The organism is Marinobacter sp. SS8-8, assembly GCF_030540945.1.
Lineage (GTDB): Bacteria > Pseudomonadota > Gammaproteobacteria > Pseudomonadales > Oleiphilaceae > Marinobacter.
Genome location: NZ_JASSVN010000022.1, coordinates 1 through 14,682, shown reverse-complemented (window position 1 = coordinate 14,682; position 14,682 = coordinate 1). Strand labels below are relative to the sequence as shown.

Below are 14,682 nucleotides of genomic sequence, written 5' to 3'. Positions count from 1 at the left end.
TCAGCCTCCTGAATTCTCGGGCGAGCCCGTCGTTGCGCCAACCAGAGCGACTTCGCCCTTGGGCGGCACGATGCCCTGCTCACGAGCCATTTCGTAGGCCGATTTTGGGCCGATGTAGAGCGATGGCAGTAGTATCAACGAAACCGGGATCGCCGTAATCACAATGAACTGCTGCAGGGCACTGATCTGACCTGCCCCCATGTATAGTAGCACTGCCGCCATCAATGCCATGGCGACGCCCCAGAAGGCGCGGACGATTCGCTCGGGCTCGTCATGACCGGCGCTCACCACGGCAATGGCATAGCTCATGGAATCACCGGTGGTCGCTACAAATATGGTGGTTAGCAGCAGAATCGCCAGAGCCATCATTGCACCACCCGGCAGGGCTTTGGCAATGGTGAGTGTGGCAACGTCGAACTGGAAGTTGTTGAGTGCCTCAGCCAGATCGATCACGCCGGTAATCTGGTAGAAAATCCCCGAACCACCAAGCAGCGTGAACCAGATGGTGGTGGCAATCGGCGCCATGACGCCAACGGCAAGAATCATTTGCCGGATGGTGCGCCCCCGGGAGATCCGGGCGACAAAAATCGCCATCAACGGTCCATAGCCCAGGAACCAGGCAAAGAAGAACACTGTCCACCACTGCATCCACCAGCCTTCAGCGGTGACCGACGTCACGGTGGCCATCGCGAAAAAGGAGCTGATGTATTCACCAAAGCCCTGGGTGTAGGCATTGGTCAGAAACAGGGTCGGGCCGAAGATAAAAATAACGGCGGCAATGACCAGTGCAAGAAACACGTTAAAACGGCTCAACAGCTGAATTCCCCGATGAATACCGGTCATGGCCGAGGTTACATACACAGCGGCAAGGACTGCGAGAATGAGCAGCTGGGTGCCGTAACCTTCGGCAAAGCCAAACAGCTCGTGCAGCCCAAAGCTGACCTGGGTCGCGAGAAATCCTATCGGGCCAACAGTGCCGGCAACCACCGCAATTACGCAGGCCGCGTCAACGCAGCCGCCAAACCAGCCCTTCATCACCCGATCACCAAAAACGGGATACAGCAGAGTTCGCGGTTGCAAAGGCTGGCCCTTCACATAATGGGCATGGGCCAGAACGATGGCAGACAGGGTCCCGAGAATGGCCCACGCCAGAAAGCCCCAATGCATAAAGGACTGGGCCAGGGCCGGCGCTACTGCCTCTGCCGTGCCTGCCTCAGTGTTGAATACCGGGGGCGTGACGACGAAGTGGTACACAGGCTCGCCCGCTGCAAAGAAGACGCCACCGCCAGCAAGAAGGGTGCACAGGATAATGGACAGCCATTTGAACGTGCTTAGCTCCGGCGTGTCCCTGTTACCGACTTTGGCACTGCCGGCAGGCGAAATTGCCACACCCATCGCTATCAAGAAGGTGAGCAGCAACAGTAGCTGGAAGTAAGAGCCGAGATACTTGGCCGTCCAGGCGAAGCCGTCGCTGATCAGCCCGGCCGTCCATTGAATATCATACAGAGAGAGCCCCAAAAAGAGCAGTATGAATCCCACACTCAGGCCTAATACAATCGGATCGCCAAGGCGCTTGATACCCGTTTCCGGGATAGCTTGGGAACTGGCTGAGTTTATCATGACGATTACCTGTTGTTGTTTTTGGAACAGTGTGTAATCAGAACGCGGCATCCGCAGCAGGCCGCGTGCCCTCGGTTAATTGCCTGAGCCAGTTTCGGCCCATGATCTTGTCAATTTCCTCGTGTTGGAAGCCCTTCTGACGGAGGCCTTCCACAATAGTCGGAAAGTGACGATTGTCGCTGAACCAGGCCAGCGGAGAAGGCCAGCCGGCATTCGACTGGCTGCCCTCGCCGTAATCCATGGCCTTGGTCCAGCGGCCGTTTCGCATCCACGTGAGCACCGACTCGGGCTGGGCCTGGCAAAGATCCGTTCCCATACCGATGTGATCAATCCCCATCAGTTCTGCGGTATCGGCAACCATGCCGCAGAACTCATCCAGCGTGCAGTCGGGCCCGTTTTTCAGATGAAATGGATACACTGAGAAACCCAGAATGCCGCCGCTTTCGGCGATGGCGCGCAACACTGCATCGGACTTATTGCGCTTGGCCGGATGAAAACTGGCAGGATTTGCATGGGAGATGATGACCGGCCGCTCTGACAGATCAATAGCCTCCAGCGTGGAACGCTCCGCGCTGTGGGACATGTCGATCAGCATCCCGACCCGGTTCATCTCCCGGATCGCCTGCCGGCCGAACCGAGTAATGCCGCTGTCTTCAGCTTCGTAGCAGCCACAGGCCAGAAGACTCTGGTTGTTGTAGGTAAGCTGCATGATCAGCAAGCCCAACCGGCGCATGATGGCCACCAGGTCGATATCGTCCTCAATCGGCGAACAGTTCTGGGCCCCAAAGAAAACGCCAACACGGCTCGTTTCCCTGGCCAGCTCTATATCGCTGGCCTCAAACACCGGCATGATCAGGTCGGCATGTTCCTCGAAACGACGCTGCCACTCGCCGAACCGCAGAAGGGTTTCACGGCAATTTTCGTGATACACAAGCGTAGCGTGCACCGCATCAACGCCGCCCTCCCGCATTTGCTCAAAAATGGCTCTCGACCAGTTGGAATACTGCAGGCCATCGATAGTAAGCACAGACTTTGACATGGCTTCAGACCTCAGGCCCTGGTGTAACAGGTTTTGATCACCGTGTAGAACTCCCTCGCATACTGGCCCTGCTCCCGGGGCCCGAAGCTGGAGTCCTTTCTGCCACCGAACGGCACGTGGTAATCGGTACCAGCTGTCGCCAGATTGACCATCACGCAACCGGTCTCGGCCCGGGCCTTGAAGTCGGAGGCACGTTGCAGGGAACGGGTAATCAGGCCGGCGGTGAGCCCGTAATTGGTATCGTTCAGGGTGGCCAGGGCACTTTCGTAGTCCGGCACACGAATGACACAGGCAACCGGGCCAAACACTTCGTCGCGGTTGATGCTCATGTCGTTGGTGGTGTTCGTGAATAGCACCGGCTGCATGTAGTAACCGTCCGAACCCACGCTGACCTGATCGCCCCCAAACGCCATGGTTGCCCCCTCTTCCAACGCGACGCCAACCCAGCACTGGTTAGCCTCGAGCTGGCTCTTGCTGGCAATGGGGCCGATAACGGTGTTTTCTGCCAGGGCCGGGCCAACGGTTGCACTGGACAGCTTAGCGGTCAGCTTCTGGACGAACTCGTCGTGCACAGCATCCACAACAATCAGTCGGGAAGACGCCGTGCACTTCTGCCCGGACCCTGAATATGCGCCGGCAAAGGCGGCCTCCACCGCCAGATCCAGATCGGCATCGTCGAGCACTATCAGCGCGTTCTTCGAACCCATCTCCAACTGACATTTCACCAGGTTGGCAGCGGTGGCTGAGGCTACCCGCCGACCGACCTCAAGGGATCCGGTAAAGGTAATCGCCGGCACGTGGGGGCTGGTGATCAGTGCTTCGCCGGCTTCACGGCCACTGCCGGTCACCAGATTGAAGGTGCCGGCTGGCAGATTCTGGCGGCTGATGATTTCTGTCAGTGCCCAGGCACTGGCCGGCACCAGGTTCGCCGGCTTGAACACCACGGCGTTGCCAAAGGCCAGGGCGGGAGCAATTTTCCAGACCGCAGTGGCCATCGGGAAGTTCCAGGGGCTGATCACGCCAACCACACCCAGCGGCTCACGACGGGTTTCTATTTCAACGCCCGGCCGCACAGACGCGACCCGATCATCAATCTGCCGAAGCACTTCTGCAGCGTAATATTGGAAAAACTGTCCGGAGCGATAAACCTCACCCTTGCCTTCGGCCAGGGGCTTGCCCTCTTCCCTGGACAAGAGTTCGCCGAGCTCATCCTTGCGGGCAATCAGCTCATCGCCAATCGCCATCAACACGCTGTAACGTGATTCCAGCCCGGACTCGGCCCATACTTTCTGGCCGGCTTTGGCCACCTTGATCGCTTGTCTGACTTGCTCAGGGCTTGCCTGATCATAGTAGCCGATGATGTCGCTGAGGTCTGATGGGTTCTGATTGGGTAGGGCAGCATTGGCGCCCTCAACCCACTCTCCGCCGATGTAGAGTGCGTATGATTCTGGCATGGGTTCCTCCTCGAATGATTACCCATAGCCTAGACGCCTGAACCCAATAAGGATAATCAAAAATATCGTGTTTTTTATAAGTTTTTCTTATATTTTATAAACGAACAGGTTTGAGCGAGTACGGGATGTCGATCGAACTCAAGATTCAACCGCTTCGCTATGTACTGGCCGTGTGGGAAGAGGGCAGCTTTCATGGCGCAGCTCTTAAACTGCATCGCAGCCAGCCTGCGCTATCCATGGCGATTCGTGACCTGGAAGAACGGCTTGGGCAACCGTTGTTCGAAAAGGCTCACAAGGGGCAGTTGACACCTTTCGGCGAATACTGCCTGCCCAGATTCCGGGAGCTGATCAAACAGCATGACCGGCTGGCCAGTGAGTTACAGCGTATAGCCGAGGGGCATCAGGGGCGGGTAACACTGGCGACAGTACCGTCCGTTGCCAGTCGGTTGATGCCTGAGTTCCTCGCGGCCTTTGTTGCCGAGTATCCGAACATCAACATTAACCTGCATGACGAAAACGCAGAATTTGTATGTCGCCTGGTGGCCAGTGGTGAAGTCGATCTTGGAATAAGCAGTATGTGGGTTCCGGACGAAAGTCTGAGCTTCACCTTCCTGTTTGAAGATAACGTGGGAGTGGTAATGCGCCGGGATCACCCCCTCGCAAGCCGCGCCAGCCTCAACTGGCAGGAACTGACAGAGGAACGTTTTATTGCCAACGGCACTTCCCGGCTACTCAAGCATACGGCTGCCGCCAGCCTGGTCGATAACAACGACTTCTTCATCTCCAACATGATCTCCCTGCTTGCGATGCTTGAAGCCGGCAGTGGTATCACCACACTCCCCCGCCTTGCGTTTCCGGTGGACAATGAAAGATTGTGCTTTGTGCCATTGAGCAAACCCAGACTGGTTCGCCGGATGGGCATTATCAAACAGGCTCATCGCTCTCTTTCTCCCTCCGCCCAGGCCCTGGAAAAGAAGATACTTGCACGGTTGGCGGGAATGGCTATTTCATGAAGGCAACCTTTCGCTTACCGGTCTGGTGGATCACCGGTATAACTACCTCGGTTGCCAGCGATTCCGGAGCGGCGGTCAACCTGATGCTGACCCATTGTCCGGGGTGGCCTGGAAGCGGGCGCCCGCTTCCAGGCCACCCCGTGCTCAGGCATACAGCGACTCGATCACGTCGGTGTATTTCTCATGGATATTGCTCCGGCGCACTTTCATGGTGGCCGTCACTTCGTCGTCGTCGTGGTCCAACTCCTTGGTGAGCAGGTGGAAACGCTTGATCTGCGCCACCTGGGGCAGCTGTTCATTGCCCTTGTTCACCTCGGCCTGAACCAGTTCGTTCACCCGTTCCTGCTCGGTGAGGCTGCGGAAGGTGGTGTAGGCAATCCGCTCTTGCTCCGCCCATTTGGCCACCGTATCAAAATCAATCTGGATCAGCGCGGACACATACTTCCTGGCCTCACCAATAACGATGCATTCCTTGATGTAGGGGCTGGCCTTGATGGTGTTCTCGATCTCCGTCGGCGAGAGGTTCTTGCCGCCGGCGGTGATGATAATGTCTTTCAACCGGTCGACAATCTTGAGCTGGCCGTCCTGCCATTCGCCCACATCGCCGGTGTGCAGCCAGCCATCTTTCAGGGTTGAGGCGGTGACCTCGTCGTTCTTGTAGTAGCCCGTGAACATGCTGCCGCCGCGCATAATGATCTCGTTCTGCTCCCCGAGCTTGACCTCTACACCGGAAATAGCCACCCCAACCGTTCCCAGATGCACATCATCAACGGGTTGGGCCGTGGCAACGCCGGTGCTTTCAGTCTGGCCATAGACCTCCACAAGCGGGATGCCGATGGTCCGGAAGAATTTGAGAATACCGGTGGAAATCGGGGCTGCACCGGTGAGGGCAATGGTGCATCGGCGCAGTCCGATAAAATTCTGCAAGGCGCGAAGCACCAGCCAGTAGCTCACGCAATACAGACATCGTTCTTTCAGGGTCCATTGTGGCCGCGGCTTGGTGGCCATGGGTGAACACACCCGGATAGCCCAGTTGAACAGCGCCTGCCGGAACCGGCCGGTTTCCTGGATCTTGATATATATGGACGAATGCAGCTTCTCCCATATTCTGGGCACCCCCAGGAAAAAAGTCGGCGCAATTTCCCGCAAATCCTCCTGGATTGTCCGCAGACTCTCGCCAAAGCTGACCGCACTGCCCACGTATACCGGCGCAATGTTGGTAACCGCCTGCTCCGCCACATGGCATAGCGGGAGGTAGGAAAGACTGGAACCGTGCTCGTCTGCCTGCAGCAGCTCAATGAGACCGGGCGCTGCCGCATGGAGATTACCCCAGGTAATCATCGCTCCCTTGGGTCGCCCGGTAGAGCCGGACGTATAGATCATCAGCGCAGTGTCGCCCATCTGCTGGCCATCCAGCAGTTCATCCACCAGACCGGGTTGCTCTTTTTCAAACTCCCGGCCTCTGGCTTCGATATCCTCGAACGCCGCCGGGGGCTCCGGATAGTAACGAAGACCCTTCCTATCAATGGCGATGGTATACTTCAGCGTTGGCAGCTGGGGCCAGGCTTCAAGCACCTTGTCGGTCTGTTCCTGGTCCTCGCAGACCACAAACTCCGCGTCACTGTGCTCGAGAACGTAGGCCACCTCATTCCAGGGACTGGTCGGATAGACGCCAACGCAGATGCCCCGAACCAGGCCGATACCCATCTGGGCGATGACCCATTCCACCCGGTTTTCCGAGATGATAGCCACATGGCCGCCCTCCTTCAGCCCCATGGCTCGCAGTCCCAGTCCGAAATGCCGGGCCCGCTCGTAGTAATCCTGCCAGGAATAGGCCTGCCAGATACCGAAGTCTTTCTGACGCAGGGCCAGGGCATCCGGCCGCTCTTTGGCGTGGGCCCTCAGCATCTGGGTCAGGGTCAGGTCAGGCAGGGAAGGTGTTGTCATGACAGCCACCGTTTACGGCGTTTGTAGTGCTTGATGTCGCGATAACTGCGGGCTTCACCTTCCTTGCCGCCCACACCGAGATAGAACTCCTGAACGTCCTCGTTGGCAGTGAGCTTGTCCGCCGGCCCGTCGATCACGATCTTGCCGTTCTCCATGATGTAACCGTAAGAGGCAATCGCCAGAGACACAGCCGCATTCTGCTCCACCAGCAGGATAGCTGTGCCCTGCTCGCGGTTGATCCGCGCCACAATGGTAAAAATCTCCTCCACCAGCAGCGGCGCCAGGCCCAGTGACGGCTCATCCAGCAGGATCAGCTTCGGCTGGGCAATCAGCGCCCGCCCCAGGGCCAGCATCTGCTGTTCACCACCGGACAGGTAGCCGGCCAACTGCTTGCGGCGTTCCTTCAGGCGCGAAAAGTAGTTATAGACCAACTCGTAGCTGTCACTCAGGGAGGGTTTGCTGCCGCTGAGCGCGTAGGTGGCGGCAATCAGGTTTTCCTCCACCGTGAGGTCTTCAAACACCCGCCGGCCTTCCATCACATGGAACAGACCGTTGCGCACCAGCTTCTCAGGGGGAACGCCCTTTACATCCTTTCCCCTGAAACGCACTTCACCGGCAGTCACTTCGCCATCTTCCAGGGTCAGCAGGCCGGAGATGCTTTTCAGGGTGGTGGATTTACCGGCACCGTTGGAACCGAGGAGCGCCACAATGGCGCCCTCCGGTACCCGCAGTGACAGGCCCCGAAGGACCTGCACCGACTTGTTGTAAACCACCTCTATGTTATCGATTTCCAGTAAGGCTTCCATACAGCCCCTCAGTCGAGGTGAATCCAGTCCGATACCGGCTCGTAACGGCCCGCCTCGGCATTCACCCGCCAGATACGCCCAACCGGGAAAGACATGTCCCGAACGGTTACCGGAATACCGATGATGCCGCCGGTGTCCCAGTCCTCAATGGACGCCAGGGAGGCGGCCATATTGTCAGCCGTCAGTTCCTTGCCAGCATCCAGGGTACGCTTGACCACTTCGGTCCACACCATGGCGTTGAACCAGGCCTGCATGTAGCCGGTCGGGCGGTAGCCGGCCTCCGGGTCGCTCTTCTCAGCCTGGGCACGAAGGGCATCCAGCATGGGGCCGCCCTCCTCGCTGTCGTAGTAGTTGTAAGGCATCACGCCCATGTAGCCATCGGCATCCGCACCCATTTTGTCGATGATCAGCTTGTCCGAGGACCAGAAGGTGCCCATGAACTGGGTATCCAGACCCATCTGGCGCATCTGCACCATGAACTCGTTAATCGGTGACAACACATAGCCGTGGAACACCACGAAATCCGGGCGAACGCGACGCAGCTTCAGGACTTCTGCCGACACATCCACACTGCCAGGCTTGGTGACAATGTCCTCAACCACTTCAATACCCAGCTCGGCGGCCCGGGTCTTGCCGTTTTCGATTGGATCCTTGCCAAACTCGGTATCGCTGTACACGAAGGCAACCGTTGGCATGTCGCCGTCCTTACCCTGGTCTGCGATGTACTCCAGGATAATTCCGAACATCTGGCTGTAGTTGGGTCCCGGAATGAACTGATAGGGATACTGCTCGTTATCGGTCAGCGCAGTGGCAAAGGAGGCACCACTCATTAGCGTGGTGCCCCGGCTGTTCAGCTCCGAGGCGATGGTTTTCATGAAACCGGTGCTGTCACCGTAATAGGTGGCCGGCGAGCTGCTGCCGGAAATCTTTTTGAAGGCGGCCACTGAACGGTCCACCTCATAGGCGGTGTCTTCCATCACATACTTCACCGGGTGGCCATTGATGCCGCCCTGGCTGTTGATCCAGGCCGTGTAGTCCGTGAGTCCGGCGTGGATATGAATGCCGGCAAAGGCAAACACACCGGACAGTGGGATGGAGCCACCGAATACGATGGGTTTCTTGTCCTGAGCCATGGCCGGGGCGGCTACCGCTAATGCAGCAACCAGACTGCCAAGCCCGGCAAGCCGGCGACCTTTTTCGAGGATGTTTCTGAACATGTTTCTTCTCCTTGCTGCTTCTTGTTGTTGGTGTTGCACGATTTCTCGGTGAAAAGCCCGTTGAAAGGCTCGTTGAAACACGATTAATTCCGGAACGGCCACAGGCGGAAAAAACGGCGGATACGGTGCCATATCTCCGCCAGGCCATGGGGTTCAAAGATCAGGAAGCCCACGATCAGGGCGCCAAAGATGATTTCCAGCATCGGCGACATGAACACCGGGGCGTTGGGGTAGAAAGGGGTCAGGGCGGCGGTCAGCAGCTTCAGGGCTTCCGGGACCAGGGTCATGAAGGCCGCCCCGAGTATGCCCCCCAGCATGTTACCCATGCCACCCACAATGACCGCCGCCAGATAGAAAATCGACATCGACAGCGGAAAACTCTCCGGCGTGACTACCCGGAAGAAATACGCAAACAGGCCACCGGCCACTCCGGCATAGAAGGAACTGAGCGCGAATGACATCAGCTTGTAGCGAAGCAGATTAATACCCAGAATCTCGGCGGAAATATCCCGATCCCGGATAGCGATAAACGCCCGGCCAATCCGGGTCCGGAACACATTCCGGGCGGCAAACACCATCAGTACCGCCAGCGGCACGATGATGAAGTACATCAGGAAATCGCTCTGGAAGGTCCACCCGAACAGATGCGCCGGCTCCAGGCTCAGGCCGCCCATGCCCCCGGTGACCGATTCCCACTCGGTGAAAATGAAATGCAGGAACACGCTGGCGGCCAGGGTGGCTATGGCCAGGTACAACCCCTTGACCCGCAGCGATGGCAGGCCCACCAGAATGCCCACGGCAGCAGCCATGAGCCCCGCCAACAACAGAGTCGCGGGGAACGGCAGGCTGGTATGGCCCGAGAGCCAGGCAACGGTGTAAGCCCCCACGCCCATGAACCCTGCCTGGCCGAGAGAAATCAGGCCGGTAAAACCGGTCAGGATGTTCAGCCCGGTGGTGCTGATCACGGCAATGCCGACAAGGCACCCCAGGTACAGCAGATACGAATCAGCCATGAACGGGAACAACAGCAGGGTCAGCAGAAACAGCCCGAACCAAAATTTCTGGGTATGGCTGGTCCAGATCGCCTCATCGGCCTCGTAGCTCTGTTTTGCGTCACCGATGCGCATCTTACACTCGCTCTATTTCGTGGGTGCCAAAAAGGCCGTAGGGGCGAATCACCAGAATCACCGCCAGCACCAGAAAGGTCGCCGGCATCCGGTAAGCGCCACCCAGATAGGCGCCGGCCACGGTTTCCAGCCAGCCAATGAACACGCCGGCGATCAGGGCACCGAGAATGCTGTCCAGGCCGCCAACAATCACCACCACCAGCACGCTCAGCCCGATGATCCCGAACTGGGGGCTGAGGCCGCCGGTCGCCGCTACCAGCACGCCGGCCAGTGACGCCGCCAGAGAACCGAATACCCAGGCCATATTGAACACCCGGCGCACGTTGATGCCCATGGAATAGGCTGCGGCCTGATCCGAGGCGGTCGCCCTCAACGCGACACCACCCCGGGAGAAGCGGAAATAGAGCAGGTAAATAATCAGCAGGGTGGCACCGATCAGGAAACCGTAGGCAATTTTAGGAGCGAGATAGAGCGGGCCGATAAAGACCGGCTCCCGGGGCAGGAAGCTGGGCAGCAACTGCGGATTAGCGGTCCAGATGAACTCCACCAGACCCACCAGGATACTGCCGATGCCGATGGTCACCATCACTACCGAGATCGGGGACTCACCCAGCATTGGCCGGATCATGGTTTTTTCAATCACCCCACCCAGGATGCTGCCGCCGATTACCGCCATCGGCAGCGCGATCCAGGCCGACAGCTCCATGCCGCCGGCAAACGCCAGGAACAGGTAGGCTGCAAACATCATGATTTCGCCGATGGCGAAATTAATCACCCGGGTCGCCTTGTAGATAATCACAAAGCCCAGGGCAATCAGGGCATAGAGCCCGCCCATGGCCAGGCCAGCCAGGCTGATTTCGCCGAAGAACAACCAATCCATCAGGCAGCCTCCCCTTCCGGATTGAGTTTCCTGCGCAGACTGTCGATGTCACTGTTGCCCAGGTAGGCCCTGATCACCTCAGGGTTTTTCTGAACATCAGCCGGTAAGCCCTCGGTAATGACCTGGCCAAAGTTGAGCACCGCAATGTGGTCGGAAATATCCATGACCATGCCCATGTCGTGCTCCACCATCAGCACGGTTATGCCCCACTCTTCCCGGATATCCAGGATGAAGCGGGCCATGTCCTCTTTTTCTTCCCGGTTCATACCGGCCACCGGCTCATCCAGCATCAGCACTTTCGGCTGCATGGCCAGTGCCCGGGCCAGCTCAACCCGCTTTTGAAGCCCGTAGGAAAGACTCGCCACCGGCTGACGGCGGATATGGTCGATTTCCAGGAAGTCGATAATCCGCTCTTCAACATTCTTGCGAACGGTCATCTCCTCACGGCGGGCCGGGCCGAAATAGGCCAGTGCGCTGAGCAAGCCGCTCTTCATGTGGACATGGGCGCCCAGCTTGATGTTGTCGAGCACGGTCATGCCCCGGAACAGGGCAATGTTCTGGAAGGTCCGGGCCAGGCCAAGTGAAGCACGGCGCGGCGGTTTGATACCGCTTGAAAGCACCTGGCCCTGGTAGCGGATCGCGCCCTGCTGGGGTTTGTAGAACCCGGAAATGCAGTTGAACAGGGACGTCTTGCCGGCGCCGTTCGGGCCGATAATGGTCGTGATGGTGTGTTCGGGCACACGGAAACTGACATCCTGCAGCGCCTTGACACCACCAAACGACAGAGACAGGTTACTGATCTCGAGGATGCTCACATTACCTCCCGGCACCCCTGGCGCCAGGTGCACAGGCGCGCGAACTCGGTCTGCCCGTACCCATTCCACGCCCGAAGATGATTGTAATTTTTGTTATTTCTTGTCGCCGGAGGTTAACCCCGGTCCAGATTTAAAGTAGTCCATTCAGGCAACATTAGGCAAACCTGCCTATGCTGTTACCTGACAAATAACGGCAATAAATACGCAGGGCTCAGGCCTTCAGACCTGCAAAAGTGACAGGGTACTTTTCAATGACAGACAGTCTGGTAAACACGGCATTCGACGCCAAAACCGGTGTGGCAACACTGACCTTCAACCGGCCAGAAGCCCTGAACGCGGTCAATGTACCCATGGCAGAAGCCTTTCTCGCCGCTGTCCGGGAGCTGAAAACGCACTCAGGCTTACGCTGCGTGGTGCTGACAGGGGCGGGGCGCGCGTTTATGGCCGGCGGTGACCTATCCAGTATGGCCGGCACACCGGAGCAGGCCGGCAATGCAATCAGCGCCATCCTGGATGCCGTCAATCCGGCCATCCTGCTGTTGCGCGGCATGGATGCCCCGGTAATCGCAGCGGTGAAGGGCGTAGCCGCCGGAGCAGGGCTCAGCCTGGCATTGATGGCGGACCTGGTTGTGGCCCGGGAGGATGCAAAATTCCTGGTGGCATACAACGGCATTGGCGCCGTCCCCGACTGTGGCGGCAGTTGGTTCCTGGCGCACAAGATCGGCGCGGGCCGGGCGGCGGAACTGATGCTGCTGGGGCGAACCCTCAGTGCAGCGGAAGCGAAAGCCTGGGGCATGATCACCGAGTTCGCCCCGGAGAAAGAGTATGACAACCTGCTGGCCGGGGTTATCGAAAAGGTCGCCAACGGGCCGACCCGAGCATTTGGCGCTTTCCGACAGCTTACCGACCGGGCCAACGGCGACCAGCTGGCGGCGCACCTGGAAGCCGAGCGGGCGGCGTTCCTTGAAATGACCCGGACTGAGGATTTTGCGGAGGGTGTGTCGGCGTTTATTGCCAAGCGGCGCCCACAATTCCGCGGTTACTGATCAGGCCGGGCCGGGGCTGAGGTTATCCTGTATTCGGCATGTGCCTGGGCTACCCGGATCAGAATCCCGAGGTGAAGCCCGGCTGCCAGTGGAGGCAATTTCCAGGGAAGATGTTTACACCGGTGCCAGGGACGAGGAACTGGTTGAGGTAGCAGGGTTCGACCGCACCATTAACGCAGAAGGCAGCGGCGCGCGTTAGCGCGTCCGCTGGCCTGACTTGTTAGCAGAGATGTCCTTGAGGCCGCCGGAAACATACTTGTGCAAGACACTGGAAACCAGGGACTGGTAAGGAAGCCCCTCTTCCAGTGCCCGACGTTGAAGTGCCTCCAAGTCGCGACTGGAGATACGGATATTGATCCGTTTATCTTTCCTGAAGGTTTCCTCCGCGGCTTTTGTCAGGTACTCCCGGCGATCAGCATCCAGATCTGACTCGAACTCTCCGGATTCGTAAGCCTCCAGCAGCTCTTGCTCTTCGGGATCTAATTTGGTCTTGGCCATGCTACCCCCTAAAAATTTCTTGGTGGCCTTGCGACTAGGGATGACCGTCTTGAGAAAGATTTCTCCATCATTCTCGACGTACGGCACCAGCCAGGCGTAATCGTCAATCCGAACCACAAGCAGGCGTTGATTCGGATACTTGTCCCTATTGGGGTGGAGCCCATCATCAAGTAAACCACCAGACTGAAGAGCAAACAGGACATCTTCGAAGGAAACTCCGCGCTCGCTCATCAACTGCTGGTTCTTTTCAGCGTTCCAGTTAATTTGCTTCATGGGACGAGTCTAGCAGAGTGTGTGCCTATTGGCATCTTGCTAACACCGCGCACAACGGCGGCTTTGACGTAGCGAAGCGGAGACAGAGGCATCCGAGTGCCGCGCCTGGTTAAATTACTATCGTTTACCTTCAAGGCCATGCCATACCCGGAGAATAATGATGGCACTGCCATGAACTGAATATCGAACGACGTATTTTCCAAAAACCATATCACGAACAGACTCAGGCACCGGTGCCATGGCAACGGGCGTACCCATTTTTGGGAAATCTGGAAGTAATTCGATTTTACCAACCAGTTCGGTGGCAACCCTGGCCGCTGCCGGTGGATTATGGACTGCAATAAACTCCCTGAGGCGCTTCAAATCTTCAATGGCTTCATCCGTGTAAACCAGTTTCACTTACCTGACCTCGGTGCATCCTGCTCGTTGTCGGTTCCCCAACTATTAAGCCAGCTATGAACCTCACTGGCATCAACAACCTTGCCTTGGGCAGCAGATTCCATTGCCTCTAAAGTTTGTTTCCAGCGCTCTTGCTCAAGTTGTTGCTTTTCTATGTATTCCGCCAATGCCTGGTTTATTACCCAACCTTTGCTTCGGTGCAACCTGCCGGCGATTGCTTCCAGACGTTGTTCAACTTCTGCTTGAAGGCGAACTGTGGTGACGCTCATGACTATACCCTCGAATTTGACGACTACAACGTATTACAGCATAGTCGATGAGGATGCGGCAAAAAATTTAACGCCGTTGTTCAGCGGCAGCCTTGGCAGAGCGAAGCGGCGACAAGGCTGTCCGGTGGAGGGTCGCCAGGCCCGGAACGAACTGGAACTACTAATCCGAAATAAAGTAAGCGAACATTAATTTAATATGTAAGCCAGGTCAGGATGCCTAAAAAATGATTTCAATAGTGCTGGTAACTTCTGTAAACGTCGCAGTTGCCGGTAAACAAT

General features: G+C 57.6%; 14 protein-coding genes. 2 read left to right on the top strand and 12 right to left on the bottom strand.

Going from position 1 to position 14,682, the window contains the following annotated elements; all coding sequences use genetic code 11:
- The 3 genes from QPL96_RS16995 to QPL96_RS16985 are packed head-to-tail and all read right to left on the bottom strand — an operon-like array spanning window position 1 to window position 4,113.
- Window positions 1-1,620 (bottom strand): BCCT family transporter, encoded by a 1,620-nt coding sequence (locus QPL96_RS16995; RefSeq protein WP_303288506.1) that lies wholly within the window; start codon window positions 1,618-1,620, stop codon window positions 1-3.
- Window positions 1,621-1,657: 37 nt separating this feature from the next.
- Entirely contained in the window at window positions 1,658-2,659 is a 1,002-nt protein-coding gene (locus tag QPL96_RS16990) for a membrane dipeptidase (protein WP_303288505.1), read from the bottom strand.
- An 11-nt stretch (window positions 2,660-2,670) separates the two neighbouring features.
- Window positions 2,671-4,113 (bottom strand): aldehyde dehydrogenase family protein, encoded by a 1,443-nt coding sequence (locus QPL96_RS16985; RefSeq protein ID WP_303288504.1) that lies wholly within the window; start codon window positions 4,111-4,113, stop codon window positions 2,671-2,673.
- A gap of 125 nt (window positions 4,114-4,238) precedes the next feature.
- Between QPL96_RS16985 and QPL96_RS16980 the strand changes: the two genes are divergently transcribed.
- Window positions 4,239-5,126, top strand: a complete 888-nt coding sequence (locus tag QPL96_RS16980) for a LysR family transcriptional regulator (RefSeq protein ID WP_303288503.1) — start codon at window positions 4,239-4,241, stop codon at window positions 5,124-5,126.
- Window positions 5,127-5,270: 144 nt separating this feature from the next.
- On the opposite strand, the gene QPL96_RS16975 is transcribed toward QPL96_RS16980, so the two are convergent.
- The 6 genes from QPL96_RS16975 to QPL96_RS16950 all read right to left on the bottom strand — a co-directional run bounded on the left by QPL96_RS16975 (window position 5,271) and on the right by QPL96_RS16950 (window position 11,918).
- On the bottom strand, window positions 5,271-7,073 hold the full coding sequence (locus QPL96_RS16975) for a long-chain fatty acid--CoA ligase (RefSeq protein WP_303288502.1): 1,803 nt from the start codon (window positions 7,071-7,073) through the stop codon (window positions 5,271-5,273).
- Window positions 7,070-7,879, bottom strand: coding sequence for an ABC transporter ATP-binding protein (locus QPL96_RS16970; protein WP_303288501.1), 810 nt, complete (start codon window positions 7,877-7,879; stop codon window positions 7,070-7,072). Before QPL96_RS16970 ends, QPL96_RS16975 begins: the two co-directional genes overlap by 4 nt.
- A gap of 8 nt (window positions 7,880-7,887) precedes the next feature.
- Window positions 7,888-9,096, bottom strand: coding sequence for an ABC transporter substrate-binding protein (locus tag QPL96_RS16965; RefSeq protein ID WP_303288500.1), 1,209 nt, complete (start codon window positions 9,094-9,096; stop codon window positions 7,888-7,890).
- Window positions 9,097-9,179: 83 nt separating this feature from the next.
- Complete coding sequence (locus QPL96_RS16960) at window positions 9,180-10,223, bottom strand: branched-chain amino acid ABC transporter permease (RefSeq protein ID WP_303288499.1); 1,044 nt, start codon at window positions 10,221-10,223, stop codon at window positions 9,180-9,182.
- A 1-nt stretch (window position 10,224) separates the two neighbouring features.
- Complete coding sequence (locus QPL96_RS16955; RefSeq protein WP_303288498.1) at window positions 10,225-11,103, bottom strand: branched-chain amino acid ABC transporter permease; 879 nt, start codon at window positions 11,101-11,103, stop codon at window positions 10,225-10,227.
- Window positions 11,103-11,918: an ABC transporter ATP-binding protein gene (locus QPL96_RS16950; protein WP_303288497.1), complete on the bottom strand. Its 816-nt coding sequence runs from the start codon at window positions 11,916-11,918 to the stop codon at window positions 11,103-11,105. Before QPL96_RS16950 ends, QPL96_RS16955 begins: the two co-directional genes overlap by 1 nt.
- A 251-nt stretch (window positions 11,919-12,169) precedes the next feature.
- Between QPL96_RS16950 and QPL96_RS16945 the strand changes: the two genes are divergently transcribed.
- Complete coding sequence (locus QPL96_RS16945; RefSeq protein ID WP_303288496.1) at window positions 12,170-12,964, top strand: enoyl-CoA hydratase-related protein; 795 nt, start codon at window positions 12,170-12,172, stop codon at window positions 12,962-12,964.
- A 195-nt stretch (window positions 12,965-13,159) separates the two neighbouring features.
- Here QPL96_RS16945 and QPL96_RS16940 read toward each other — a convergent pair whose 3' ends face one another.
- The 3 genes from QPL96_RS16940 to QPL96_RS16930 form a co-directional block, all read right to left on the bottom strand.
- Complete coding sequence (locus QPL96_RS16940) at window positions 13,160-13,735, bottom strand: CopG family antitoxin (protein WP_303288495.1); 576 nt, start codon at window positions 13,733-13,735, stop codon at window positions 13,160-13,162.
- A gap of 117 nt (window positions 13,736-13,852) precedes the next feature.
- The gene (locus QPL96_RS16935) at window positions 13,853-14,134 is read right to left on the bottom strand and encodes a type II toxin-antitoxin system RelE/ParE family toxin (protein WP_303288494.1); all 282 of its coding nucleotides are present in this window, start codon (window positions 14,132-14,134) and stop codon (window positions 13,853-13,855) included.
- Window positions 14,131-14,403, bottom strand: coding sequence for a CopG family ribbon-helix-helix protein (locus QPL96_RS16930; protein ID WP_303288493.1), 273 nt, complete (start codon window positions 14,401-14,403; stop codon window positions 14,131-14,133). The genes QPL96_RS16935 and QPL96_RS16930 overlap by 4 nt, the downstream gene beginning before the upstream one ends.
- Window positions 14,404-14,682 lie beyond the last annotated feature (279 nt).